Source organism: Mesorhizobium sp. 131-3-5 (assembly GCF_016756575.1).
In the GTDB taxonomy this organism is placed as follows: Bacteria; Pseudomonadota; Alphaproteobacteria; order Rhizobiales; family Rhizobiaceae; genus Mesorhizobium; species Mesorhizobium jarvisii.
Window position 1 is genome coordinate 6,222,722 of record NZ_AP023254.1, and the last position, 26,428, is coordinate 6,249,149.

Genomic DNA, 26,428 nt, shown 5'->3' on the forward strand with positions numbered 1-26,428 from the left:
CGCGGTTTTCGCAATGGCATCAGCCTTTCCGGAGAAAGGCGTCGACAGGCGCAGGCCGCGCAGGGGCCTGCCCGCGAAACCGGCCGACGGCGTCGGGCGTGCAGCCGGCGTGCGCCGCTGCGAGTTCGACGGCCGCCAACTGGCAGTAGCGCCCTTGGCAGCGGCCCATGCCTACGCGCGACAGCGACTTCACCCGGTTGGCCTCGCCGCCGCCGAAATCCAGACTCTGGCGTACCTCTCCGGCAGTTACGTTCTCGCAGCGGCAGGCGATCGCGGCGTCGGGGAGCGCCCGCACCATCGCTGCCGGCCAGGGAAAAGCGCAAGCCAGGCCGTGGGCAAAGCGCTCTAGCCGCGCAAGCTCACGCAGATCGGCCGCGTTGGAGGGCGCTGGAAATCCAAGATCGGCAAGGCATGCCGCCGCCGCGAGACGCCCAGCGATCTCCGCGCCGTCCGCTCCCAGAAGACGAACCCCATCGCCCGCAAGATAGACTCCGTTGCCGGCGCGACCCATCCGGTCTGTCATTGGCAGCCATTGCCGCCACTGCTCGTCGTAGGTGAAGGCGCATCCCGCCAGGTCGGCCAGGTGCGTCTCCGCCCGCAGGTGCCAGCCCATGCCTATCGTGTCACATGGAGTGAGGCGCTGCCTTCCGCCGGCGTCGCGCCAGCGCATCGCCGTGACACCTTGCCCGTCGGCCTCGATCTTTTCGAGACTGACGCCTGCGTGATAGCGACCGCCGAGCCTTGCCCGCAGGGCGAGGCCGCGCAGTGCGACGAACGGCCGGGCGGCCAGCTTCCAGAGCCCGCGCATCTGCTGATCCCAGGGAGAGGTGTCGAGCACCGCCGCCACATCCGCTCCAGCCTTGACGAGTTGGGCACCGACCAGCGACAGCAAAGGCCCCGACCCCATCAGGACGATCCGCCGTCCGAGCGCCACGCCCTGCGCCTTGAGCGCGATCTGCGCCGCGCCAAGGCTATAGACACCGGCACTCTGCCAGCCCGGGACTGGAGCGACACGATCGGACGCGCCCGTCGCGAGGATCAGACGGTCATAGAAGATCACCTGCATGCCGCCCTCGCCCAGCACGTGCAGCCGCCCCGCCTGCACGGCGATGACCGAGCTTCCCGTGCAATGGGTGAGTCGCCCGTCGGCCGCCAACCGGTCGAAGACCGCATGCAGCGCACGCGCCTTCGCCGCCTCCGACCCATAGAGGTGCTCCGGCGTGCGGACGAACCCGTCAGGCGGGCGACGATAGATCTGGCCGCCGGCGCGCTGCCCTTCGTCGATCACAACCGGATGGAGCCCCGCATCGACCAGTGCCGCCGCCGCCCTTATGCCGGCGGGACCAGCGCCGACGATCGCGATCCGCGTCGACGGGGCCTCACTCACGGCCAATTCTCCGGCGGCGTGGTGCGCAACCGCATGCCTTCGGCGATCAGGGTTGTGCACGCCCGCAGGCGCGGTCCCTCCTCCTGCCACACCCAGCAATCCTGGCAGGCCCCCATCAGGCAGAAGCCGGCGCGCGGCTCAGGTCCGAACTCGGACATCCGCAAGGCATGCCCTGACGCCAGCATCGCGGTCAGCACAGTGTCGCCCTCGAGCGCTCTACGGATCTGCCCGTCGAAAGAGAAATGCACCCCCGCCCGGTCGTGCTCGGCCAGCCGGACGATACGGCCGGTGGTGATCATTCCGCGGCCTCGCGCACGGGGAGAGGACGCGGCAGTTCGGGGAAGCGTTCGCAAACGGCATCGAAAGCCGCCTGAACACCCTCCGACCCGGAGCGTCCCTTCATGCGGCGGAAGATCTCCGTCTTGGCGAAGAACCGCCAATGGATCGGCAAGTCCCTTAGTATGGCGGTGAGCTGGTCATAGGCTGGCGGCGTCCACTGCGCCTCGTAGCCTTCGCGCTCCGGACCGAAATGGAAATGGCCGGTGGCCGGCTCGTGACGCGCGCGCAATTGCCCCGTTGCCTGCTCGTCAACCTCGTCGCCACGGACGACGACGCCATAGTCGCGTTCGGCCGCACCCGGCGAAAGATAGCCGCGCCGCACATCCTGCGCGACCCGCCAGGGCTCGCGTTCATACGGATCGCCGCGCCCACCGCCTCCGGCGGAGCGGATCTCGAGCACGTCGCCGGGCTGCAGGACCGCAGTGTCGATATTGCCCAGCCGCCGCTCGTGCCCGGTCCCCGGATTGACGACCATGTCCGAGAGGCCGGCGGCCTTGCCGCCCAGCACACCCCAAGGACGGAAGAAACTGCGGTCGCGGTTGCGCGCCGTGATCCTGGAGTCGGGGGCAAAGACGCGAAAGGCCATCTCGGTCGCCAGCCCGCCGCGCCAGCGGCCCGCGCCACCACTGTCCCTGGCGAGCCCGTATCTCACGAATTCGACGGGGGTCTCGGTCTCGGTGATCTCGATCGGCGTGTTCTTGAGATAGGCGGCATCCGCGCCAGAGCCGTTGGTCCCGTCGCGATGCGGCATCGCGCCGCCGCCGCCCACGACCGGATTCACCGCCGCGATGACGGTCCGGCTGGTGCGCTCGTCCGTGGTCATGACGTTGACGATGCAGTTGTTGCCAGCCGGAGCCGCGGGCAGGCGCTCCGGCACCGCTTGCGAGAAGGCGCCGAAGATGACCGACCGCAGCCGGGCGCAGGTGAGCGAGCGCATGCCGACCGCGGCGGGATGGACCGGATTCAGCACCGACCCCGTGGGTGCGATGCAGGTGAACGGCCGGGTGAGGCCTGTGTTGAGCAGGATCTTCGGGTTCAGCGTATAGAGCACGTAGTAGACGCCCACCAAAAGCATGGTGTGGCGCGGATCGCCGCCCGAAGGCACGTTGAGCGAGGAACCGAGTTGCGGATCGGAGCCGGTGAAGTCGAGCACCGCCTCGTCGCCGCTGATCGTCAGCCTCAGCTTCAGCCGGCATGGATTGGCCTCGACCGAATCCTCGTCGGCGTAGTCGGCGAATTCCCAGGTGCCGTCGGGCATGGCGCGCAGCACGTCGCGCGCTTGCGCCTCCGCGTGGTCGAGAAGCGCCGAAACGCCTTCGATGAAACCGGCCTTGCCGAACTTCCGCACCATCGCCTGGATCTTGCGCTCGCCGGTGTTGAGCGCCCCAACCAGCGCCTTGATGTCGCCGATGTTGAGGTCGGGCTTGCGCACATTGGTACTCATGATCCGCAGGATCGACTCATCGAAGACACCTTCCCGCACCAGCTTCATCGGCGGAAAGCGGATGCCTTCCTGATGGATTTCGGTGAGCGCCCGGCTGAGCGAAGCCGGCACCGCCCCGCCCATGTCGGTGTTGTGGATATGCCCTCCGGCCCAGGCGACGATCTCGCCGTCGACGAAGACCGGCTTCCACAGATGCGTGTCGGGCGCGTGCGTGGCGACGTGGCCGGAATAAGGATCGTTGGTGAAGGCAACGTCGCCTGGCCGGTAGTCGCCGACCATCGCGATAGCGCGGTGATAGGAAAGCCCCGGATACCAGGTGGCGCCAAGCTCCATCGGCACGGCGAAGGTCGCTCCCGACCGATCCATCAGCATCACCGTAAAATCCTGCGTCTCCTTGACGAAGGCGGAGTGCGCGGTGCGGTGCAGCGTATGGGCCATGTTCTCGGCGGCCGCGCGGGCATGGTTGGCCAGAACCTGGAGGTTTGTGCGGTCAAACATGGCGTCACTCCGCGAAGGTCAGCAGAAGGTTGAGATGGCGGTCTACCCGTGCCTGCGCTCCGGCGGGAATGGCGAATGTGGTGTCTTCCTGAACGACCACGGCAGGCCCGTGGAACGTGCTGCCCGGCACGAGGGCCTGCCGGTCGTGGAGGTCGACGGTTTCGACGCGGAGGCCCGTATAGACCGGGAGCCGGCGCGCCGGGATGGCAGCAACGTCCACTTCTTCGGTCTCCGGGAGGGAAAGTTTCGGCCCGGCGCCTATGGCGGACAGCCTGATATCCACAAGCTCGACCTCTCCATCCGGGTCGTGGAAATCGTAAAGCCTCTGATGGGTAAGATGGAAGGCCTGCTCGATAGGGGCTACATCGTCGTCCATCAGCCATTCCGGCGAAAGGACGACCTCGATCTCATAGCTTTGGCCGAAGTAGCGCATGTCGCAGGAGAGAATGAGTTCCGCCGCCGCGTCGTGCCCCTGCGCCGCAAGCCAGCCGCGCCCCTCATGCGCGAGCGCCCCGAAGGCCTCGCGAATTGCCGGGAGCGTAGCGCCCGACAGCGGGGTGAAGACGGTGCGGATGAAGTCGCCGCGCAGATCCGCCACCAGCCCGCCCAGCGCCGACACCACGCCGGGGCGGCGGGGCGCCATGACGCGCTTCATCCCGAGCTCGCGGGCAAGAAAGGCGCCGAGCATCGGGCCGCCGCCACCAAAGGGCATCAACGTGAAATCGCGCAAGTCGACGCCGGCGCGCGAAGCGAGCTTCTCGACCTCGACGAACATTTCCGACACCGCGATATCGAGGATCGCCTGCGCCGTCTGCTCGACCGTGCGGCCGAGCCGGGCGGCAAGGTCGCCAACCGCGCGATGCGCCAGTTGGGTATCGATCCTGAGCTGGCCATAGGCCATCTCGCTGTGGCCGAGCCATCCGCACACCACCATGGCGTCCGTCACCGTCGCACGTTCGCCGCCACGGCCATAGCAGGCTGGCCCAGGTGTCGAACCGGCCGACTCCGGCCCGACCCGCAGCACCGTTTGAGCATCGACACTGGCGATCGAGCCGCCGCCGACACCGATCGAGCTGACCGACACGGACGGGATATGGAGCGGGAATTCGCCGATAAGCTCACCTGTCCCGAACTGCGGCTCGCCGTCGATGATGAGCGCGAAGTCGGCCGAGGTCCCTCCAATGTCCAGGGTAAGGATCCTGTTTTCATCAGCCTGGCGCGCCAGCCACGAGGCGCCGATGACGCCGGAGGCCGTTCCCGACAAAAGCATGTTCACGCAGGCGCGCTTGCCTTCGGCCGCGTTCATCAGCCCGCCATTCGACTTGGTCAGCATCGGACGGGCAGGCACGCCGCGGTCCTTCAGCCGCGCTTCCAGCGCCGTCAGGTAGGATGAGACGCGCGGATGGACATAGCCGTTGAGGATGGCGGTCGAACTGCGCTCATATTCGCGGATGACCGGCCACACCTCGGCCGAAGAGAAGACGAAGAGATCAGGCGCAAGACGAGCGATGGCCGCCTTGACCGAGGCTTCCTGCGCGGCGTTGCGCCAGGCATGGAGAAAACAGACGATGATGCCTAGGGCGCCGTTCGCTTTCGCCGCGGCCACCGCCTTCTCCACCGCCACCATATCAGGCGCCTGGGATTCGCTCCCATCGGCACGCATGCGGGTCGGGATGCCGAACACCATGTCGCGCGAGATCAGCGGGTCCGGCCGCGAGCAGAACAGCGAATACATATCCGGCATGCGCAGCCGCGCAAGTTCGATCACGTCCTCGAAGCCGGCATTGGTGAACAGCGCCAGCGGCGCGCCCTTGCGCTGGATGATGGTGTTGATGCCGACGGTCGTGCCGTGCACGAAGCGCGTCATGCGGGTGGGGTCAAAGCCTTCGCGCTCAGCAAGCAGCCTGAGGCCCGTCATCAGCTCGGCGCCCGGATCCTCCGGCGTCGTCAGCACTTTCAGCGAGGCAACGCGCCCGGAATTTGCTTCGAGCGCACAGAAATCGATGAATGTGCCGCCGATATCAACGCCGACCTTCCAGTCAGCTTGGTTCCGCGCCTCGTCCGCCGCGATGGCACCATCCATGATACGTCCCTTCCTGTCTGCCAACCAAAGCTGACACGACAGGATGGCCGGGGTCCAAGACGTATGACGAGGAACAATATAAGTCTTGCTTATGCCCCTGTCCCGTCACTGCCCAGCACGACTGAACAGGCCGCGCGGATCTGGTCGCGCATCATTTCATCGGCCCGCGAAAGAGCCCGTGTGCGCGAGGTGAGCAGCGCGATCGGGAATTCCGGCCCATTCGCGAGAGGCCGGACGGCAAGCCCGGCAAACTGGTGCCAGGGCAGCAGCGCATCGACGAGGGCGATACCCAGACCGGCCTGGACGAAGCCGACCGCCGAGATGGAGACATCGATCTCGAGCGACGGCGAAAGCGCCACACCTTGCGCGCGCGCGGCATGGGCCAGTTCGTCGGCGGGGCGGGTGTTTCCGCGATAGGATATCAATTCCTCGCCGGCGAGATCGGCGAGCGTGAGCTCGGTTTTCATGGCCAACGCATGCCCGGTGGGCAGCAGGCAGGCGAAGCCGACGCTACCGAGCACCTCCGCCTCGATGTCGGGAGGCAGGCGGTCGTCCAAGGCCACGCCAAGGCTGGCATCGCCGGCGCGCAGCATGTCGACGATCGCGGCGATCGGCGCCATGTGGGAGCGCAGCAAAATATCGGGATGCCGCGCCCGGAAGCTGGTGAAAGCGCGCGGCAAGATCGCCAGGGCCGGCGGCGGCGAGGCCGCGACCCGGACCAGCCCCGTCCGGCCCAAGCGCAGATCAGTGGTCTTGCGGCGCAAGCCCTCCAAGCCCGCCGACAGACGCTCGGCATCGGCGAATATCTCGAGCGCCTCCGGGGTTGGCCGCAGCCGGCCCTTGACGCGCTCGAACAACGTGAAGCCGAGTTCGTCCTCGGTATGGAGCAGGATCTGGCTGAGTGCGGGTTGGGAGATGTTCAGCATCCGCGCCGCGGCGGTCACGGTGCCCGCACGCATGACGGCGATGAACACTTCGAGCTGACGGGCCCGCATTGCCACTCCATAGGTCAAGCTTATGGCTGTTGTCCAAACCCATCTTTGACGCAACGAAGCGGTGCCGACAAGATCGGCGACTTCAGGATCATTCGCTCCGCGCAGGGAACAACCATGGATGTGATCGTGCTGGGCGGTGGATTGATGGGAACGGCTTCGGCCTATTTCCTCGCCAGGCGCGGTGCGCGCGTGACGCTGATCGAGCGCAACCGGGTCGGCACCGGAGCGACCGTCGCTTCCTTCGGCAACATCCGGCGCACGGGGCGTCATCTGTCCCAGCTTCCGCTGGCCCATCGCTCGCTCGAGCTGTGGCGAGAGGCCGATCGGATGCTGGGTCGTGACGTGGAATTCCGCGCCACCGGTCATATCCGGCTGATCTTTGATGAAGGTAGCCTTGCCGACATGCGGGCTTATGCCGAGGCGGCGCGACCTTGGGGGCTTGAACTGGAGGAACTCGGACAGCGCGAAATCTCCTCCCGCTTTCCCGGCCTCGGCCCCGACGCGATCGCCGCGTCGTTCTCGCCGCATGACGGCAGCGGCAATCCCCGACTGATCGCGCCGGCCTTCGCCGAAGCCGCCCGCAAGCTCGGCGTGGCGATCGTCGAGGATGCCGAAATCGACACGATCAGGCGCTCGGGGTCCGGGTTCGTTGTCGTATGTTCCAAAGGTACATTCGCCGCCGAGTGTCTGCTCAATACCGCCGGGGCCTGGGGCGCGCGCGTCGCCGCGCAGTTCGGCGAAGAGGTTCCGCTCGACGCCTGCGGTCCGCAGATGGGCGTGACCGAGCCACTGCCGCATCGGATTCTGCCGGTGGTGGGCATCTGGACGCGCGACAAGGACCATGGCGCCTATCTGCGTCAGGTCGAGCGGGGCAACATCGTCTTCGGCGGCGCGGCCGAAAGGGTACCGGTGGACCTCGATCCAGGTCATGCGGTCGCCGATCCCACGCGCCTTCCGCTGCAATTGCGCGCGGTCGCGCGACTGCTGCCGGCAATCGCGCAGGTCGCGGTCATCCGCACCTGGTCCGGTTGCGAGGGTTATGTGCGCGACATGCTGCCGGTCATGGGACGCTCGGCCACAACGCCGGGCCTGTTCCACGCCTTCGGCTTCAGCGGACATGGCTTCCAGCTTGGTCCGGGCGTGGGCGACGCCATGGCCGAACTCGTCATGACCGACCGCTGCGAAACACCGCTCGACGATTTCAGGGTTGATCGCTTCGGCCGCGCAGCCTGATCGAGCAACTGACGACATCCGCGCCACGATGGTTCTCTTGGCCGCGAAAGGCGGGAGGTTACATGCGCCTTCGGGCATGACAATCTCAGGCGAAGAGGTGACGCTGTAAGGCGCGAACTTTTCTCAACGACCTTAGCCACCAACCCTGGCACCGGCGGCGTGCACGGCCGAAATCGGAACCGACCTAGTCGTAAACATTGCCGCCGATTGCCGCACGCATCGTTACAGGGTCTTTCGGTCCAACATCAGAGTTCTTTCGCGTCATCCCGTATCGTACCGCAACTCTCGTGCGCACAGGTGACTTTAGCTGGCATTGAATGCCACCTCGCAACAAGAGCGGCCCGTTCCGAACCATTCTGGAATGACCGCATTGGGGGCGTTTCGCATAAGGAAGGCTCGACCTGACCCTCGGGATCCGGGCTTGTCTGACCAGACGACATGCCAATTCAACGGGATTGCTTGATTGCTTGGCCGGCGCTTTTCACCCAGCGACCCCGAGCAGGCAGCAAAGCCCTTGTCTATTTGGTATGCTGGTATAATATGTACCTGACATAGCGTGTCCCCAAGGGTTTCCGCTGTGCTCATGTGGCAAGCCAAGCCGATCGTGTTTTTGGGAGGAAATACCATGAAATTTACAATCGTGGCGGCGCTCGCCAGCGCTGCGATGATGGGCGTTGCTGTGATGCCGGCAATGGCATCTTCGGACGCGCCGGTCATCGCGCTCACTAACGCCTATTACGGCAACACCTGGCGGCATCAGATGGTGGAGGCTTTCGAAGCGTCGGCCAAGGAAGCGAAGGCGGCTGGGCAGATCGCCGATTACATCGTCATGAATGGCGATGGTTCGGTGGCGCAGCAGAACAGCCAGATCGCCGAACTGATCCTCAAGAAGGTCGACGTGCTCGCCGTCGACGCCGCCTCGGAAACCGCGGTCAACGGCATCATCGAGAAAGCCTGCAAGGCCGGCATCATCGTCGTCTCCTTCGATTCTGTCGCGTCTGCGCCCTGCAACTACCAGCTCAATTTCGACTTCAAGGGCTACAAGGCGACCCAGGCGGAAGCTGTGTTCAAGATGCTCGGCGGCAAGGGCAACGTCATCCAGGTGCGCGGCGTCAAGGGCTCGGCCCCGGACAACGACATGTTCAACGCGCAGCAATCGGTGCTGGCGAAATATCCCGACATCAAGGTTGTCGCCACCGTCTATGGCCAGGCGACCGCCTCGGTGGCGCAGGCGGCCATCGCCAATGTCCTGCCCTCGCTGCCGCATGTCGATGCGGTGCTCGGCCAGGGCGGCAGCGACGATGTCGGCATTGCCCAAGCCTTCGTCCAGTATGGCGGCGAGTACAAGGACAAGATGCCGATCATCGAGGGCGGCGGCGGTACCGACTTCGTCAAATGGTGGGCCGACGAGAACGCCAAGAACAGCTACCAGACCGTCTCCATGAACACGACGCCGGGCATTGGCGGCGCTGCTTTCTGGCTCGGCCTGTCCCTGCTCAAAGGCGCCAAGGCGCCCAAGATGATGATCATGCCGGTCGCAACAGTCGATGCCAGCAACCTCAAGGAATACGCCAAGCTGCCAGGCGGCCAGATCATCAGCCCCAGCTATTCGCTCGACTGGGTCAAGCAGAATTTGCTGAGCAAGTAACGCGACAAGCACAAGGGATCGGACCGCCGAAAGCGCCCGATCCCTGACCGTGAAGAACGGAGGACGAATGTCCCACCTTGCCGTTGCCGATCAGAAGGGTGCAGCCGCCATGGCGCCCGCCTTTTCGATCCGGCAGGAAATCGTCTCGCTTTCACAGATCACCAAGAGCTTCGGGCCGACGCTGGCGAACGCCGAGATCGACCTCGCCGTTTCGGCCGGCGAGATCATCGGACTCGTCGGCGGCAACGGCGCCGGCAAATCGACGCTGATGCGCATTCTTTGCGGCACGATGTGGCCGACCCTCGGCTCGATCTCGTGCGCGGGCCAGATGCTCAGCTTCGCCGACTACAACACGATGGAAGCGCAACGGCGCGGCATCCGCATGGTGCATCAGGAACTGTCGCTGTGCGCCAATCTGTCCGTGGCAGAGAACTTCTTTCTGGAGACGCCGCAGGACGCGGCCAGCCGGCCCGGCTGGCGGATGCTTTTCAGAGGCCGCGCGCGCTCGGCGCTTGATGCCGTCTTTCCCGGCAACGGCATCGATGTGAATGCGGAAGTCGGCCAGCTGTCCATCGCCGAGCGGCAGATGGTCGAGATCGCGCGTGCCGCCGCCACACCCGGCGTCAGGCTGATCGTTCTCGATGAGCCGACCTCGTCGCTCGATCTCGATCGCTCCAAGCAGTTGCGGGCCTTCATCCGCGAGCGGGCCGAGGCCGGGCTCGCCTTCATCTTCATCAGCCACAAGCTGCAGGAAATCATCGACATCGCCGCGCAGGTTGTCGTGCTGCGCAACGGACGCATCGCCTGGCGCGGCGACGTGGCGGACACCTCGATAAGCAAGCTGGTGCAGCTCATGGGCGGCGACGCAAACTCGATCCACCAGCATGGCGCCACCGTCGCCAGCACCGGAGGCGCATTGGTGGGGCTGTCCGGGGCGCTGACATCCGAACTCGGCCGCGACATCGAGATCGCGCGCGGTGAGATCGTCGGACTGGCGGGGCTCGAGGGCAGCGGCCAGAAGGAGTTGCTGCACGCCATCTTCAAGCCCAATCCGGCGAAGGATGCCGCCGTCACCCGGTCTGGCGAAGCCGGCTTCATTGCAGGCGACCGCCAAAAGGAAGGCGTATTCCCGCTGTGGAGCGTGCTGGGCAACATCTCCATCGGCAGCCTTGCGCGCCGCCCGTCGCTGGGCCTGGTCTCGAACCGGGTCAATCGCGAGGCCGCGGCCGACGCCGCCGGCCGGCTGCGGCTCGACGAAAACCGCTTCGGGTCCAACATTCTGGAGCTGAGCGGCGGCAACCAGCAAAAGGCGCTGGTTGCCCGTGCGCTGGTCGCCGATACGCCGATCATCCTGCTCGACGATCCGACGCGCGGCGTCGACATCGCCACCAAGCAGGATTTCTACCGGCTCTGCAACGACATCGCACGCAGCGGGCGGACACTCGTCTGGCATACGACCGAGGACGCCGAATTGCTGGCTTGCGACCGCGTGCTGGTCTTTGCCGGCGGCCGGATCGTCAAGGAACTGACCGGCGAGGCGATCACCGAAGCGGCGATCGTCGGGGCGTCTTTCGTCCAGCCGACGGACAAGCGCATCGACGCCGCGCACGGCAAGGCCGGCGCGGCCGGGCTTGTCCGCGGGCTGGTGAACGCAGCCCCCTTCATCGGCCTCGCCGCCGTGCTGGCGGTGATGGTCTCGGCCAATCCGGCGGTCGCCTCGATCTTCGGCCTCGACCTGCTCTTGATGCCGGCGCTGTCACTGGTGCTGGTAACGGCGGCGCAGATGTTCATCGTCGGCGGCAGCGAAATCGATCTCGGCGTCGGCGCGTTCGCCGGGCTGATCAGCGTGCTCAGCGCCACGCTGCTCTACGATCAGCCATGGCTCGGCGCGCTAGCGCTTTTTGTGGCAGTGGCCGCCTATGCTGGTCTCGGCGGGCTAATGCAGGCACGAAAGATCCCGGCGATCGTCGTCACGCTCGGCGCCTCCTTCATCTGGGTGGGGCTGGGCTATGCGCTGCAGCCGACGCCAGGCGGCGCCAGCCCTGAATGGCTTACGGCGCTATTCGGCTGGTCGCTCGACTTCTTGCCGACATCTATCATCCTCATCGCGGCGGTCGCCCTGGTGGTCTTGACGATCGACCGGTTGCCACTCGGCGTGGTGCTGCGCGGCTTCGGCAACAATCCGACGGCAATGGTCCGCTCGGGCTGGTCGCCAACACGCTACGCGCTGGTGCGCTATCTCATCGCCGGGCTGTTCGCCGCGGCCGCCGGCCTGTCACTGACGGCGATCAACACGGCGAGCGACATCAACTCGGGCAATTCGTTCACGCTGCTCAGCGTCGCCGCCGTGGTGATGGGCGGCTGCTCGCTGCTTGGCGGTATCGTCTCGCCGATCGGCGCCATCGCCGGCGCGGTGACGCTGTCGCTGATCGGCGCACTGCTCGGCACGCTCAATGTCAGCAGCGACTTCAACGCCGCGACGCAAGGGCTGATCCTGATCGCGCTCCTGACGTTGCGCGGCCTGACCGCGGACCGCGAGAGCGAACAATGAACGCGTTGTCCGCCTTCACTCTTTGGGCCCAGAAAAACCGCTGGGTCTGGGCAGCGATCGGCGTGCTCCTGCTCTGGCTCGTGCTCTCTGTGGTCACCAACCGGTTCAGCCTGTCCAGCCTGTCAGGCATCGTGCTGTCGGCCTCGTTCCTGACCGTCGTCGGCATCGGTCAGATGTTCGTCGTCACCACAGGGCGCGGCAACATCGATCTTTCCGTCGCCTCGGTGATCACGCTCAGCGCCTTCGTCGCGCTGCTCACCATCAAGGGCCAGGATGCCAATCTTGCCATTGGCGTCACGGCTGCCGTCCTGCTCGGTCTCGCGGTCGGGCTGCTCAATTCGCTGCTTGTCGTCGGCCTCGGCATTCCGGCGATTATCGCGACGCTCGCCACCGGCTATGTGCTGGCGACCGCGACGCTGCTGTCGAACAAGGCAATCCCCGGCTTTGCCGTCAGCCCGGCGCTCAAGGATCTGGCGACGGGCCGCATCTCGGGCGTTCCGATCATGGCCATCATCGCCATCCTCGGCGTAGCGGCGGCTTCCTTTGTGCTGCGCTGCACCGTGTTCGGGCAGCTCCTGTCGGCGGTCGGCCAGAACCGCGCGGCCGCCCGGCTCGCCGCCATCAGGAATGGCCGGGTGATCGCGGCGGCCTTCATCATCGCGTCGGTGCTGGCCTCACTCGATGGCCTGCTGCTCGGCGCCTATATCGGCGGCGCCTTCCTCGAAATGGGCCAGCCCTATCTGTTGCAGTCGATCGCCGCCGTGGTGCTCGGCGGCACGCTGATCTTCGGCGGCTCGGCGACCGCGCTCGGCACCCTGTTCGCCAGCATCCTGCTCATCCTGATCGTGACGACCATGCAGATTATCGGGCTGCCGCCCGGCGCCCAGGACATCGTCCAGGGCATCGTCGTCATCTTTGTCCTGGCGCTTGCCGGTCGACAGGTATTGGCGCGGCGCACCACTGCCGAGCCCGCAGATGGAGCGACGCCGAAGGCAAAGGCGGCCACGTCGTTGCCGGAGTGACCAGCCAGGCCGACAATTCCACTTGCCAAATTATGGTAGAGTGATCATACCAGTATCTAAGATGACGATCGCCGACGATCGCCCAGGGTTCAAGGAGCAAAGCCAGATGACAACGATTGCGCTTTTTGGTGCGGGCGGGAAAATGGGCTACCGCCTGTCGACCAATTTTCGCGGATCGGACTACACGATCCGCCATGTCGAGATCAGCGAGGCCGGCAAGGAGCGGCTGAAAACCGGTCTGGGCGTCGATGCGGTCGGCGTCGATGAGGCGCTCAATGGTGCTGAGGTCGTGATCCTGGCGGTGCCGGACACACATATCGGCAAGGTCGCCGCCAGCATCGAAAGCAAGCTGGCCCATGGCACGATGGTGATCGTGCTCGATGCTGCGGCGCCCTTTGCTGGGCATCTGCCCGATCGTCCCGACCTTACCTATTTTGTGACCCATCCCTGCCATCCGCCGATCTTCAACGACGAGACCGAGATGACCGCCAAGAAGGACTTCTTCGGAGGCGTCGCGGCCAAGCAGCATTTCGTCAGCGCGCTGATGCAAGGGCCGGAGGAAGACTACGCCAAGGGCGAGAGGATCGCCCAGATCATCTGGGCACCGGTGATGCGCTCGCACCGCGTCACGGTCGAGCACATGGCCCTGCTCGAGCCAGGCCTTTCGGAAACGGTGTGCGCCTCGCTGCTCGTCGTCATGAAGGAGGCCCTCGACGAGGTCGTGGCGCGCGGCGTCGACCGGCAGGCCGCGCTCGATTTCCTGCTCGGCCACATGAATGTGCTCGGCGCCGTCATCTTCGGCGAGACCAAGGGTGTGTTCTCGGATGCCTGCAACAAGGCCATCGAGTTCGGCAAGCCGGTGCTGATGCGCGACGACTGGAAGCGCGTCTTCGAACCGGAAGAAATCGCAGCCAGCATCCAGCGGATCACGTGAAACGCGCCTTCCCTTCTCCCCTTGCGGGAGACGGACGAAACATCGACCACTCATATACAGATCATCTGAAATAGTGGTTGACTCATTATACCAGTTGGCTAAGCTGGCCGCGAACTCGGATCAAACAAGGTTTGCTGGGAAACCTGGACGAGTGGAGGACGGCGGGGAGCAACGATCCGTTCAGGAGGAGCAGGCACGCGGCTCTTGAATCCGGCGCCATCCGCAGCCTGACCAATTCAATGCATCAGCCTTGCTCGATAAAGGCACGAGCTTTCAAAGGGAGGACTTCATGAAACTTACTCGCAGAATGACGCTTGCGGCTTTCGCCGGCGTGCTGGCACTTGGCACGGCGGCACCGGCCTTCGCGGCCGACCTGATCGCCATCATCACCCCCTCGCACGACAATCCGTTCTTCAAGGCGGAGGCCGTCGGCGCCGAGGCAAAGGCCAAGGAGCTCGGCTACGAAGCGCTGGTGCTGGTGCATGACGACGACGCCAACAAGCAGTCCGAACTCATCGACACGGCGATCGGCCGTGGCGCCAAGGCGATCATCCTCGACAATGCCGGCGCCGACGCCACCGTCGCCGCGGTGCAGAAGGCCAAGGACGCCGGCATCCCCTCCTTCCTGATCGACCGCGAGATCAACGCCACGGGCGTCGCCGTGGCGCAAATCGTCTCCAACAATTACCAGGGCGCCCAGCTCGGCGCGCAGGAGTTCGTCAAGCTGATGGGCGAGAAGGGTAACTTCGTCGAACTGGTCGGCAAGGAATCCGACACCAATGCCGGCATCCGCTCCAAGGGCTATCACGACGTCATCAACGACTATCCAGACCTGAAGATGGTTGCGCAGCAATCGGCCAATTGGAGCCAGACCGAGGCCTATGCCAAGATGGAATCGATCCTGCAGGCCAATCCCGACATCAAGGGCGTGATCTCCGGCAACGACACGATGGCGATGGGTGCCTATGCGGCGCTCGCCGCGGCGAACCGCAAGGACGTCATTGTCGTCGGCTTCGACGGCTCCAACGACGTGCGCGACTCCATCACATCAGGCGGCATCAAGGCCACGGTGCTGCAGCCGGCCTTCGCCCAGGCGCAGATGGCAGTTGAACAGGCCAACGACTTCATCAAGAACAAGAAGTCGCCCGAGAAGGAAAAGCAGTTGATGGACTGCGTGCTTGTCAATGGTGACAACGCCGCCAAACTGGAAACCTTCGCGCTGAAGAACTGAACCTGTGCAACGCAAACAGCGGGGGGCGAACTCAGGGTTCGTCCCTCGCCTTCATTTCACCGGGATGCTTTGACCGCAATGTTGAACAAGCCGATCTGGCCGATTAAGTCGACTTGGCCGATCCTTGCGCTGGCCGCCGGCATCGGCCTCAGCGCCTGCAAGATCCTGCCGACGCCATCAGCGCAAGGCAGTGCAGGCGACGCGTCAGGCTTCAACCCGGACAAGATGGTCGAGGAGATCTGGGCCTCCAAGGTCATCCCGTATCTGCAGCAAAAGGCCGGGCCGTTTGCCGAGGTCCATGCTCTGGCGAAGACCGATCCGGCGGCGGCCGGCGCCAAATACGGCAATCCCAAGAAGCAGGCGAATTCGCCATGGACTTTCGCGGTCCGCGTCGAAGGCAAGATCATCGCCGCCAACACACAGTCGCGCGCGGGCACGATGGATATCGACGTCGACGGCGACGGCAAGGCGGATGCGCGCGTGCAGATCGGGCCGGCGGTGCGCGGCACGGCGCTGCGCGACAGCCTGGATTTCGTCCAGTTCAACGATTTCACCAACCAGATCGACTTTGCCCAGTTCGGCAAGGCGTTCAATGCCTATGCCGACAAGACCGTGCTGTCCAAGCTGCCGCGCGAGGCGCTGGAGGGCCGCACCGCCAAGGTGCTTGGCGCCTACACGATCGAAGGCGGCCAGGATCTGCCATTGGTGACCCCGGCGGAGGCTGAGATCGGGCCTAAGCCATGACCACGGCGCCCAGTTACGACGTCATCCTGAAGCTGGAAGACGTCTCGAAAGTCTATGCCGGCACCGTGGCGGTCAAGCAGGCCAATTTCGAGGTGCGCAAGGGCGCGGTCAATGTGCTCGTCGGCGAAAACGGCGCCGGCAAATCGACGCTGATGAAGATCATCGCCGGGGTCGAGCAGCCGACGGCCGGCCGCATTCTGCTCGACGGCAACGAGGTCTCCTTCTCATCCTCCGGTGACGCGGTGAACCGCGGCATCGGCATGGTGTTCCAGGAGTTGAACCTGTTCGGCAACATGACGGTCGCCGAGAACATTTTCGCCACGCGCGAGATCACCAACCGGTTTCGCAAGATTGACCGCAAGGCGCAGGAGCGGCGGGCTGGCGAATTTCTCGATCGGCTCGAAGCCGGTATCCGGCCGGACATGCTGGTCGAGGATCTGCGTATCGGCCAGCAGCAGCTGGTCGAGATCGCCAAGGCTGTCTCGCTCGACGCGCGCATCCTGATCATGGACGAGCCGACCTCGGCGCTGAGCGCGGCGGAAGTCGAGATCCTGTTCAAGGTGATCGCCGACCTCAAGGCGCACGGCGTGGCGATCGTCTACATCTCGCACCGGTTGGAGGAGCTCATCCGCATCGGCGACTACATCACCGTTTTGCGCGACGGCCGCATCACCGGCCAGGAGGAGATGAGAGACGTCGACACGCAGTGGATCGTGCGGCAGATGATCGGCTCGGACGCCAAGGATTTCGCCAAGGCCGACGGCCATGTTCCCGGCGAGGAGGTGTTCCGCGCCGAAGACATCTGCCTGCCGCGTGTCACCGGCGGACTGGCGGTCGACCACGTCTCGCTGTCGCTGCGCGCCGGCGAGATCCTGGGCATCTACGGACTGATGGGCGCCGGACGCAGTGAGTTGTTCGACTGCATCATGGGCCGCCACGGCCATGCCAGCGGCAAGATCTTCATCGACGGAAAACAGATCAGGGAACGCGACACGACGCGGCGCATACGGCGCGGGCTGGCGCTGATCCCGGAAGACCGCCAACGCGAAGGCCTGGTGTCGATCCTCTCGGTCGCCAGCAATCTGACGCTGGCCAGCCTGTCGCGCTTCGTGCGCCTGTTCCACATAAGAGGCGGCGCCGAGCGGCAGGCTGTCTCGCAGATGGTGCGGGAGCTCTCGATCAAGGTCGCAGACCCGGCACAGGAAGTCTCTTCGCTTTCCGGCGGCAACCAGCAGAAGGTGGTGATCGGCAAGGCGCTGCTCACCGGACCGAAGGTGCTTTTGATGGACGAGCCGAGCCGCGGCATCGATGTCGGCGCCAAGGCCGACGTCTTCCGCACCATGCGCAAGCTGTCGCGCGATGGGCTGGGCATCCTCTTCGCCACTTCCGATCTCGACGAGGTGATGGCGCTGTCCGACCGGATCGCGGTGATGAGCAATGGCAGACTGACCGGCATGTTCGACCGCGCCGAGGCGAGCGAGGCCGCGATCGTCGCCGCATCGGCGTTCGGCCATGGCCCCGCCCCGCACATCTTGCCCCAGAATTTGGAGAGCAACACTGATGACTGACATTCCGGCCAGGGCAGCCCCCTCTTCGGTCTCCAGCGGCTCAGCGCTGCTGACGCTGATGAAGCTCAGGACCTTCATTGCGCTGATCGCCGTGCTGGTGTTCTTCTCCATCGCGGCGCCGAATTTCCTATCGGCCGCCAATCTGATCCTGATGGCCAAGCATGTGGCGCTCAATGCCTTCCTCGCCATGGGCATGACCTTTGTCATCATCACCGGCGGCATCGACCTTTCGGTCGGCTCGATCGTCGGCCTGTGCGGCATGGTGGCCGGCTATCTCGTGCTCAACGGCATCGATCTGCAGATCGGCTACACCATCTACTTCAACGTGGTCGAGATCGCCTTGATCACCCTGGCGGTCGGCATAGCGATCGGCGCCGTCAACGGACTGCTGATCACCAGGCTCAACGTCGCGCCCTTCATCGCCACGCTCGGCGTGCTTTATGTAGCGCGCGGCCTGGCGCTGCTGTCGTCCGACGGCCGCACTTTCCCCAATCTGGTCGGCAAACCGGAACTTGGCACCACCGGCTTCGGCTTCCTCGGCGCCGGCCGGCTCATCGGCCTGCCGGTGTCGATCTGGATCCTGATCGTGGTAGCGCTGGGCGCGGCCTATCTCGCCCGGTACACGCCGCTCGGCCGCCACATCTTCGCCGTCGGCGGCAACGAGCGCGCGGCGCGCATTTCGGGCGTACGCGTCAACATGGTCAAGATGTTCGTCTACATGTTCTCCGGCTTCTGCGCGGCGATCGTCGGCCTGATCATCTCGTCGGAGCTGATGGCCTCGCATCCGGCGACCGGCGAAAGCTTCGAGTTGAACGCCATCGCCGCGGCGGTGCTTGGCGGCACCTCGATGTCGGGCGGCCGCGGCACGATCGGCGGCACCATCGTCGGCGCCTTCGTCATCGGCATCCTGTCGGACGGGCTGGTGATGATGGGCGTAAGCTCCTTCTGGCAGATGGTGATCAAGGGTCTGGTCATCATCGTCGCCGTCGTCGTCGACCAGGCGCAGCGCCGGCTTCAGCAGCGTGTCACCCTGATGCAGATGGCAAAGGCGGGTTGATCATGGCGACTTTGAGTGGAGCGCTGATCGGTTGCGGCTTCTTCGCCGTCAATCAGATGCATGCCTGGCGCGACATCGACGGCGCCTCGATCGTCGCCATCTGCGACCGCGACCCGGAGCGGCTCAGGATCGTCGGCGACCAGTTCGGCGTGGCGAAGCGCTACACCGATGCAGCCGCGCTGTTTTCGGCCGAGACGCTCGACTTCGTCGACATCGCCACCACCGTCGGCAGTCATCGGCCGCTGGTCGAGATGGCGGCCGCCCACCGCGTCCCGGTGATCTGCCAGAAACCGTTCGCGCCGACGCTCGCCGACGCCAAGGCGATGGTCGCGGCCTGCGCCAAGGCCGGTGTGCCGCTGATGGTGCATGAGAATTTCCGCTGGCAGTCACCGATCCAGGCGGTGCGCGCGGTGCTCGACAGCGGTGAGATCGGCACGCCCTTCTTCGGGCGCATCTCCTTCCGCTCCGCCTATGACGTGTTTTCCGGTCAGCCTTATCTGGCGACGGGAAAGCGCTTCATCATCGAGGATCTCGGCATCCACATCCTCGACATTGCGCGTTTTCTCCTCGGCGATGTGTCGAGCCTCACTGCCCGTACCGCGCGCATCAACCCGGCCATCGCCGGCGAGGATGTCGCCACCATGCTGATGGATCACGAGAGCGGCGCTATTTCAGTGGTCGATTGCAGCTATGCCACCCGACTTGCGGCGGAGCCGTTTCCCGAAACGCTGATCGAGATCGACGGAAGCGACGGCACGCTCCGGCTGGCGCAGGGCTACCAGCTCACCGTCACCGGCAAGAGCGGTACGCTGGTCAGGGATATTTCGCCGCCGCTGCTGCCCTGGGCCTCGCGGCCATGGCACAACATCCAGGAAAGCGTGCTGGCGATCCAGCGGCACTGGGTCGACTGCCTTGCATCAGGCAAGGAGCCGGCGACCGCGGGCGCCGATAACCTCAAGACATTCGCGCTGGTCGAGGCCGCCTATGCCGGCGCCGCGAGCCGGGAACCGGTGCGCATCGACGACCTGCTGAAATGACCTGGGATCGCTTCCTCCTTTGCGGCACGAGCGCGGCGGAGACCGAACCGGTCCGGTTGACCGCCGGTCCGCTCAACGCCGATTTCGTCAACGGCAATCTGCGCATGATCCGCCACGGCGGCACGGAGGTGCTGCGCGCCATCGCCTATGTCGTGCGCGACCGCGACTGGGGCACCTATGAGCCAGCGCTGACGGACTTGACCATCGACCAGGGTGCCGATGTTTTCTCCGTCAGCTACGCGGCAAGCTGCACCGGGCCTGGCGGAAGCCGGCTCGCCTTCCGCGCCACCATCAAAGGCTCTTCTGATGGGCAGCTGGTCTTCGACGTCAGCGCCCTGCCCGACAGCGACTTCGAGACCAACCGCTGCGGCTTCTGCATCCTGCATCCGATCGCCGGCCTCGCCGGCAGCCCCGTGACGGTCGAGCACACGGATGGCAGCGTTGTGGCGACGAAACTGCCTGACCTGATCGACCCGTGGCAGCCTTTCAAGGATTTGCGCGCCATCACGCATGAAGTGCGGCCCGGCGTCACCGCGCAATGCCGCATGGAAGGCGACGTCTTCGAAATGGAGGACCAGCGCAACTGGTCCGATGCGTCCTACAAGACCTATGTGCGGCCGCTGGCGCTGCCGTGGCCCTATGTGCTGCCGGCCGGCGAGACCAACCGCCAGACGATCAGCCTGCGCATTGCCAGTGACGACAACACACCGGCCACCATCGAGGCATCCGGTCCGATCCGTGTGACACTCGGCGACCCCGGTCCGGCGCTGCCGGATGTCGGCATGATCATCCACCCCGGCGATGTCGAGACGGCGCTGGCGAACCTCGCCACCCTGTCCGTGCTCGGCCCGCAACAATTGCTGTTTCACTACGATCCGACGCGCGGCCATGGGCTCGATACCTTGCGCTCCTTCGCCCGGATCGCCACTGCCTATCCCGCCCTTACAACGCTCGAATGCGTGGTCGCCTGCAGCGGCGATCTCGATGCTGAACTCGCAGAGGTCGCCGACACGGTGCGCCGGGCAAATCTGCGGCTCGACGCCATCGCGGTTTCGCCCTCTGTCGATCGGCAATCGACGCCGCCGGGCAGTGCCTGGCCGCCCTGCCCGCCGCTGGAAGATGTCTACGCCGCAGCGCGCCGCGCCTTCCCGGATATCCGTCTTGGCGGCGGTATGTTCAGCTATTTCACTGAGCTGAACCGCAAGCGCGTTCCGGCCGGGCTGCTCGATTTCGTGACCCATTGCACCTGCCCGATCGTACACGCCGCCGACGATCTCAGCGTCATGCAGTCGCTCGAGGCGTTGCCGTTCATTACCCGCTCGGTGCGGGCGATCTTCGGCGACAAGCCCTACCGGATTGGGCCGTCGACCATTGCCATGCGGCAGAACCCTTATGGCGGCGCCACCAAGGACAACCCGCAGGGACAACGCATCGCCATGGCGAACCGCGATCCGCGCCAGAATGGCCAGTTCGCCGCCGCCTGGACCATCGGCTATGCTGCGCGTGTCGCGCCGGTCGGTCTGGAGATGCTGACGCTGTCCGGCTTCACCGGGCCATTCGGCGTGCTGGCGGCATCCGGGGAACCCGTTGCGGAAAGGTCACCCCGGCCGATCTTCCAGGCCATCAAGGGGCTTTGCGAACTGGCCGGCCTTAAACACGTCGCGGCCAAAACGAGCGACGAGACCCGGGTACTGGCGCTGGCCGGGCGCTCATCCTCGGGCAAGACGGTCGTGTGGCTGACGAACCTGACGGCAAGCGACGTGGCGGTCGACCTTTCGGAGTTTGGCCGCGACCGTATTGTGATGACACCCTACGCGATCGCGCGGATCGGCTGAATCAGATTACTTTTCAGAATTCATCACATAGAGGGCGCGCGAGCGCTCCAGATGCTTGATCATCGCCTTCTCGGCGCCATCGGTATCTTTCTTCTCGATGCGTCCGATGATCTCTTCGTGCTCGGTCAGCGTGAACTGTTCCTTGCCGGTCCAGATCAGCATTTCGGTGTGATACTCCTTCAGCCAGCCCAGCATCGCCTCGCTGACAGCGACATAGATCGGGTTGCCGGAGATCGCAGCGATCTGCGTATGAAACTTCATGTCGGCCGATATAAAAGCTTCGGAGTCGCCGCTGAAGCCGCGCTGTTCGGCAAGGGTTGCGCGCAGCAGCTTAATATTCTCGGCGGTCGCCTTTTCGGCGGCTTCCCTGACCATGCCACGCTCGAAGAAGATGCGCGCGGTCTTGAGATGCTCCAGCGTGTCCTTCGATGACGACAGGATGATCTTGGCCGCGCTATCGACCTGTTTGATGATCGACTTGGCGGTCAGTTGCAGCACCTTGGCGCGCTCGCCATGCGAGATCGCCACGAGGCCCATATTGCTCAGCGCCTGCATCGCCTCGCGGATCGCCGGACGGCCGACCTCGAAACGCTCCATCAATTCACGCTCCGACGGCATATCGTCGCCCGGCATCAATTCGCCGCTGGTGATCAGGCGCTTCAGCCGCAAGAAGACCTCGTCGGAAAGCTTGCGCCGGACAATCGGTTCCGAACGGTTCATCGTCGCGAATCACTCCCTTGACCCGGCCCTATCTAACACTGCCGCCACAATTCGCGGAAATGCCGGCTGTCGACCTCGCAAACCTTCCAGCCGGATATGTCTTGCAATACTTATGTACTCATTATACCAGATTTCGAACACCGGTGAACCTTTTTCGAACGCCTGGGCTTGAGACAGCAGACTATGATCACCCTCACCTATCGCATCGAAACGTCCGAAAGCATCGAGGCCTTGGCAGCCAAGATCGCCAGCGACCAGTCGACTGGCACCTTCGTAGCGCTGCCCGGCGAGACCGAGGAACTGAAGGCCCGGGTGGCGGCGCGTGTCCTGGCGATCCGGCATCTACCCGAAGCCTTGCAGCCCTCCATTCCGGAAGCCGGCAATGGACCGTTTAAACGCGCCGATGTCGACATCGGCTTTCCCTTCGACGCTATCGGCACGGACCTGTCAGCGCTAATGACCATCGCCATCGGCGGCACCTATTCGATCAAAGGCCTGTCGGGCATCCGCATTGTCGACATGAAGCTGCCTGATGACTATCGCGGCGCCCATCCCGGCCCACAGTTCGGCGTTGCCGGCAGCCGCAAGCTGACCGGCGTCGAGGGACGCCCGATCATCGGCACCATCGTCAAGCCGGCGCTGGGCTTGCGGCCGCATGAGACGGCCGCGATGGTGGGTGAACTGATTGCAGCCGGCGTCGATTTCATCAAGGACGACGAGAAGTTGATGAGCCCGACCTATTCGCCGCTGGCCGAGCGGGTGAAGGAGATCATGCCGCTCATCCTCGATTACGAGCAGAAGACCGGCAAAAAGGTGATGTACGCCTTCGGTATCTCGCATGCCGACCCCGACGTGATGATGCGCAACCACGATCTGGTGGCGAAGGCCGGCGGCAATTGCGCCGTGGTCAACATCAACTCCATCGGCTTCGGCGGCATGGCCTACTTGAGAAAGCGCTCCAGCCTGGTGCTGCACGCCCACCGCAACGGCTGGGACATCCTCACCCGCCATCCGGGGCTCGGCATGGATTTCAAGGTGTGGCAGCAGTTCTGGCGGCTGCTTGGCGTCGACCAGTTCCAGATCAACGGCATCGCCTCGAAATACTGGGAGCCGGACGACTCCTTCATCCGCTCCTTCGAGGCAGTGACGACGCCGATCTTTTCGCCTGACGATTGCGCGCTGCCGGTCGCAGGTTCCGGCCAGTGGGGCGGACAGGCGCCCGAGACCTACCAACGAACCGGCCGCACGGTCGATCTGCTCTATCTCTGCGGCGGCGGCATCGTCAGCCATCCGGACGGGCCAGGCGCCGGCGTGCGCGCCGTCCAGCAAGCCTGGCAAGCGGCAGTCGACGGCATCCCGCTGGCGAAATTCGCCCTGAAGCATCCCGAGCTGGCACGGTCGATCGAAAAGTTCGGCGACGGCAAGGCGGCCTGACGTCATGCAGCACCTCCTGCTCAGCTACTATGGCGACGACCTCACCGGCTCGACCGACGTCATGGAAGCGCTCGAGCTCGGCGGCGTGCCGACCGTGCTGTTCATGCGTCAACCCGACCAGCAGCTGCTAGGGCGGTTTTCGCATTGCCGTGCCATGGGGCTGGCCGGTACGAGCCGCAGCGAGACGCCGCAATGGATGGACGAAAATCTGGCGCCGGCCTTCGAATGGCTAAGCCGGCTGCAAGCGACGGTTTGCCATTACAAGATCTGCTCGACCTTCGATTCCAGCCCGGCGATCGGCAGCATTGGCCGCGCCATCGAGATCGGCCGGCGTGTCTTCAACCAGAAGAGCGTGCCGTTGGTTGTCGGGGCTCCCCAGCTCAAGCGATACACGGCGTTCGGCAACCTATTCGCGGCATTTCGCGGTACCTATTTCCGCATCGATCGCCACCCGGTCATGAGCCGGCATCCGGTGACGCCGATGAAGGAGGCTGATCTCCTCATCCACCTCCATCGGCAGACCGATCTCGGTTCCGGCCTTGTCGACCTGACGGCGTTGCAGGCGGATGATCTTTCGCAGACGGTCGACCAGGCTCTTCAGGACAAGGAAATCGTCCTGTTCGACGTCGAAAGCCGCCAGACGCAGGCACGCGTCGGCGAGCAGATCTGGCGGATTTGCGAACAAGGCTATGGTTTCGTCGTCGGATCCTCGGGCGTCGAATATGCGCTGCTCGCCGAATGGGCCGGCAAGGGCATCGCCGCGGGGCACGCGTCCTTCGCGCCACCCGGTCCGGTGGACCGGCTCGCCGTGGTCTCGGGCAGTGTGTCGCCAACCACAGAGAAGCAGATCCGCTTCGCGCTCGCCCATGGGTTCGACGGCATCCAGATCGATGCCATGCAGCTGGTCTCGGACAGCGCCGGCGGGGCGATCGAACGTGCCGTAGCGAGCGGCCTGGCGAGTCTCACGGCAGGGCGCAGCGTCATCCTCTACACCGCCCTTGGTCCCCAGGCCGATCGCAGTGCCGAGATCGACCATATTGAAGGTGCGCGAAACCGGCTCGGCCGGGCGCTGGGCGACATTCTGCGCCAGCTGGTCGTCCAGCAGAAACTCAGGCGCGCGGTCATCGCCGGCGGAGACACCTCCAGCCATGCGCTGGGACAGTTGTCCATCGACGCACTGACCGTGCGCATGCCATTGCCGCAATCACCGGGTTCGCCGCTCTGCCTTGCCCATGGCGGCGGCGAGGTCGACGGCCTCGAAATCGCGCTGAAGGGCGGCCAGGTCGGATCCGATCGCTATTTTAGCGCAATTCGCGACGGCCTCGGAGATTGACGGGATTGCCTAGCGGCAAATAGCGTCAGGCGGCTCGCTGCGTTCCGGGGCAAAAGACGGGAAAGCGACGTGGTCAGCACCGCGATGTCGAGCGCCGCCGTTGATCACTAGCCCGGCAACACTGGCGGCATCGACCGCACTGTCAGCACTTCACCCCAGAAGCCCGCGACGCCCCCCTGTCGCTACGACGAGCACGCCGCCGCGTCGCTGGCAGAACCACCCCTCGAACATCCCGGACGGCCGATCGCCAAACATCATCAGATACGGCTTCCCGACGCCGGATCGAAGAAATGCACGGCCGACTTTCGTACGGAAAGCATGACGGTCTCATCCGACTTCAAAGTGACGCGTTCGCGCAGCACGCAGACGAGTTCATGGCCCGCCATTTCGACCGAAAGATGCGTCTCGGCGCCGGTCGGCTCGACGACGATCACCTTCGCCGCGGCGCCGGTTTCGCTGTCGATATGAATGTCCTCCGGACGCACGCCCAGCACTAGGCGCCGTCCGGAGGCGCCGGGGGGAATGGCTGACAGCGGGATGATTGATCCGTCGTCCAGTTCGAGGCCGGGATGCGGGTCGTCGCGCACCGTTCCTTCGATGAAATTCATCGCCGGCGATCCAAGGAAGCCGGCGACGAACATGTTGACCGGCCGGTCATAGAGTTGGAGCGGGCTTCCAACCTGCTCGATCCTGCCGCCGTTGAGCACCACGATCTTGTCGGCCATCGTCATGGCCTCGATCTGGTCGTGGGTGACATAGACGATGGTCGATTTGAGCCGCTGGTGCAGCGCCTTGATCTCGGTGCGCATCTGCACGCGCAGCTTGGCGTCGAGGTTGGACAGCGGTTCGTCGAACAGGAACACCTTGGGATCGCGCACGATGGCGCGGCCCATGGCGACGCGTTGGCGCTGGCCGCCGGATAACTGGCGCGGATAACGCGCGAGCAGCGGCTGCAGCCCCAGGATCGATGCCGCCGTATCTACCTTTTCCTTGATCTCGGCTTTCCTGGCGCCAGCGAGTTCGAGGGCGAAACCCATATTCTGCGCAACGGTCATCTGCGGATAGAGCGCATAGTTCTGGAACACCATGGCGATGTCCCGTTCCTTTGGCTGGAGATGGTTGACCACCCGCTCGCCGATCGAAATCTCTCCGCCCGAGATCGTTTCGAGCCCGGCGATCATGCGCAGCAGCGTCGATTTTCCACAGCCCGAAGGGCCGACCAGAATGACAAATTCACCGTCCTCGATGTCGACGCTGACCCCATGGATCACGGGGGTCGCACCATAGGACTTCTTCACGTCGACAATCTGGACAGAAGACATCTTGTAACCCCGT

20 protein-coding genes are annotated in these 26,428 nt (G+C 64.7%); 13 read left to right on the forward strand and 7 right to left on the reverse strand.

From position 1 onward, the window contains the following. Positions 1 to 19: 19 nt before the first annotated feature. The 5 genes from JG747_RS30330 to JG747_RS30350 all read right to left on the reverse strand — a co-directional run bounded on the left by JG747_RS30330 (position 20) and on the right by JG747_RS30350 (position 6,746). A complete protein-coding gene (locus JG747_RS30330) occupies positions 20 to 1,387 on the reverse strand; it encodes an FAD/NAD(P)-dependent oxidoreductase (RefSeq protein ID WP_202360641.1) in 1,368 nt (455 codons plus the stop codon). Beyond that, a complete protein-coding gene (locus JG747_RS30335) occupies positions 1,384 to 1,686 on the reverse strand; it encodes a (2Fe-2S)-binding protein (protein ID WP_202360642.1) in 303 nt (100 codons plus the stop codon). The genes JG747_RS30330 and JG747_RS30335 overlap by 4 nt, the downstream gene beginning before the upstream one ends. Next, complete coding sequence (locus tag JG747_RS30340; protein WP_202360643.1) at positions 1,683 to 3,668, reverse strand: hydantoinase B/oxoprolinase family protein; 1,986 nt, start codon at positions 3,666 to 3,668, stop codon at positions 1,683 to 1,685. The genes JG747_RS30335 and JG747_RS30340 overlap by 4 nt, the downstream gene beginning before the upstream one ends. A gap of 4 nt (positions 3,669 to 3,672) precedes the next feature. Next, positions 3,673 to 5,751 carry a hydantoinase/oxoprolinase family protein gene (locus JG747_RS30345; RefSeq protein WP_202360644.1) on the reverse strand — a complete coding sequence of 693 codons (2,079 nt, stop codon included), beginning with the start codon at positions 5,749 to 5,751 and terminating at the stop codon, positions 3,673 to 3,675. Between the two features lie 89 nt (positions 5,752 to 5,840). Continuing rightward, on the reverse strand, positions 5,841 to 6,746 hold the full coding sequence (locus JG747_RS30350; RefSeq protein ID WP_202360645.1) for a LysR family transcriptional regulator: 906 nt from the start codon (positions 6,744 to 6,746) through the stop codon (positions 5,841 to 5,843). Between the two features lie 114 nt (positions 6,747 to 6,860). Here JG747_RS30350 and JG747_RS30355 point away from each other — a divergent pair, with 114 nt between their 5' ends. From JG747_RS30355 to apnL, 11 genes are all read left to right on the forward strand, one after another. Then, positions 6,861 to 7,979: an NAD(P)/FAD-dependent oxidoreductase gene (locus JG747_RS30355; protein WP_202360646.1), complete on the forward strand. Its 1,119-nt coding sequence runs from the start codon at positions 6,861 to 6,863 to the stop codon at positions 7,977 to 7,979. A 625-nt stretch (positions 7,980 to 8,604) separates the two neighbouring features. Further along, on the forward strand, positions 8,605 to 9,627 hold the full coding sequence (locus tag JG747_RS30360) for an ABC transporter substrate-binding protein (RefSeq protein ID WP_027047226.1): 1,023 nt from the start codon (positions 8,605 to 8,607) through the stop codon (positions 9,625 to 9,627). Between the two features lie 67 nt (positions 9,628 to 9,694). Continuing rightward, the gene (locus tag JG747_RS30365; RefSeq protein ID WP_202360647.1) at positions 9,695 to 12,178 is read left to right on the forward strand and encodes an ATP-binding cassette domain-containing protein; all 2,484 of its coding nucleotides are present in this window, start codon (positions 9,695 to 9,697) and stop codon (positions 12,176 to 12,178) included. Continuing rightward, the gene (locus JG747_RS30370; protein ID WP_202360648.1) at positions 12,175 to 13,200 is read left to right on the forward strand and encodes an ABC transporter permease; all 1,026 of its coding nucleotides are present in this window, start codon (positions 12,175 to 12,177) and stop codon (positions 13,198 to 13,200) included. The genes JG747_RS30365 and JG747_RS30370 overlap by 4 nt, the downstream gene beginning before the upstream one ends. A gap of 106 nt (positions 13,201 to 13,306) precedes the next feature. Then, positions 13,307 to 14,134, forward strand: a complete 828-nt coding sequence (locus tag JG747_RS30375) for a phosphogluconate dehydrogenase C-terminal domain-containing protein (RefSeq protein WP_202360649.1) — start codon at positions 13,307 to 13,309, stop codon at positions 14,132 to 14,134. A 289-nt stretch (positions 14,135 to 14,423) separates the two neighbouring features. Further along, a complete protein-coding gene (locus tag JG747_RS30380) occupies positions 14,424 to 15,365 on the forward strand; it encodes a D-ribose ABC transporter substrate-binding protein (RefSeq protein WP_019860299.1) in 942 nt (313 codons plus the stop codon). 78 nt (positions 15,366 to 15,443) lie between these two features. Further along, the gene (locus tag JG747_RS30385) at positions 15,444 to 16,109 is read left to right on the forward strand and encodes a DUF2291 family protein (protein WP_019860300.1); all 666 of its coding nucleotides are present in this window, start codon (positions 15,444 to 15,446) and stop codon (positions 16,107 to 16,109) included. Beyond that, complete coding sequence (locus JG747_RS30390) at positions 16,106 to 17,677, forward strand: sugar ABC transporter ATP-binding protein (RefSeq protein ID WP_019860301.1); 1,572 nt, start codon at positions 16,106 to 16,108, stop codon at positions 17,675 to 17,677. The genes JG747_RS30385 and JG747_RS30390 overlap by 4 nt, the downstream gene beginning before the upstream one ends. Then, positions 17,670 to 18,734 carry an ABC transporter permease gene (locus JG747_RS30395; protein ID WP_038644660.1) on the forward strand — a complete coding sequence of 355 codons (1,065 nt, stop codon included), beginning with the start codon at positions 17,670 to 17,672 and terminating at the stop codon, positions 18,732 to 18,734. Before JG747_RS30390 ends, JG747_RS30395 begins: the two co-directional genes overlap by 8 nt. Before the next feature lie 2 nt (positions 18,735 to 18,736). Then, a complete protein-coding gene (locus tag JG747_RS30400; RefSeq protein WP_019860303.1) occupies positions 18,737 to 19,771 on the forward strand; it encodes a Gfo/Idh/MocA family protein in 1,035 nt (344 codons plus the stop codon). Continuing rightward, positions 19,768 to 21,606 carry a D-apionate lactonase gene (apnL, locus tag JG747_RS30405; RefSeq protein WP_202360650.1) on the forward strand — a complete coding sequence of 613 codons (1,839 nt, stop codon included), beginning with the start codon at positions 19,768 to 19,770 and terminating at the stop codon, positions 21,604 to 21,606. Before JG747_RS30400 ends, apnL begins: the two co-directional genes overlap by 4 nt. 6 nt (positions 21,607 to 21,612) lie before the next feature. Here the strand turns inward: apnL and JG747_RS30410 are convergent, their stop codons facing one another. Next, the gene (locus JG747_RS30410) at positions 21,613 to 22,326 is read right to left on the reverse strand and encodes a transcriptional regulator NanR (protein WP_019860305.1); all 714 of its coding nucleotides are present in this window, start codon (positions 22,324 to 22,326) and stop codon (positions 21,613 to 21,615) included. A gap of 183 nt (positions 22,327 to 22,509) precedes the next feature. Here JG747_RS30410 and oiaX point away from each other — a divergent pair, with 183 nt between their 5' ends. Together oiaX and JG747_RS30420 are read left to right on the forward strand one after the other, a co-directional pair. Continuing rightward, the gene (oiaX, locus tag JG747_RS30415) at positions 22,510 to 23,760 is read left to right on the forward strand and encodes a 3-oxo-isoapionate-4-phosphate decarboxylase OiaX (protein WP_202360651.1); all 1,251 of its coding nucleotides are present in this window, start codon (positions 22,510 to 22,512) and stop codon (positions 23,758 to 23,760) included. Positions 23,761 to 23,764: 4 nt separating this feature from the next. Next, positions 23,765 to 25,093 carry a four-carbon acid sugar kinase family protein gene (locus tag JG747_RS30420; RefSeq protein WP_202360652.1) on the forward strand — a complete coding sequence of 443 codons (1,329 nt, stop codon included), beginning with the start codon at positions 23,765 to 23,767 and terminating at the stop codon, positions 25,091 to 25,093. A gap of 257 nt (positions 25,094 to 25,350) precedes the next feature. Here JG747_RS30420 and JG747_RS30425 read toward each other — a convergent pair whose 3' ends face one another. Beyond that, positions 25,351 to 26,415: an ABC transporter ATP-binding protein gene (locus JG747_RS30425; RefSeq protein ID WP_202360653.1), complete on the reverse strand. Its 1,065-nt coding sequence runs from the start codon at positions 26,413 to 26,415 to the stop codon at positions 25,351 to 25,353. Between the last annotated feature and the right edge of the window lie 13 nt (positions 26,416 to 26,428).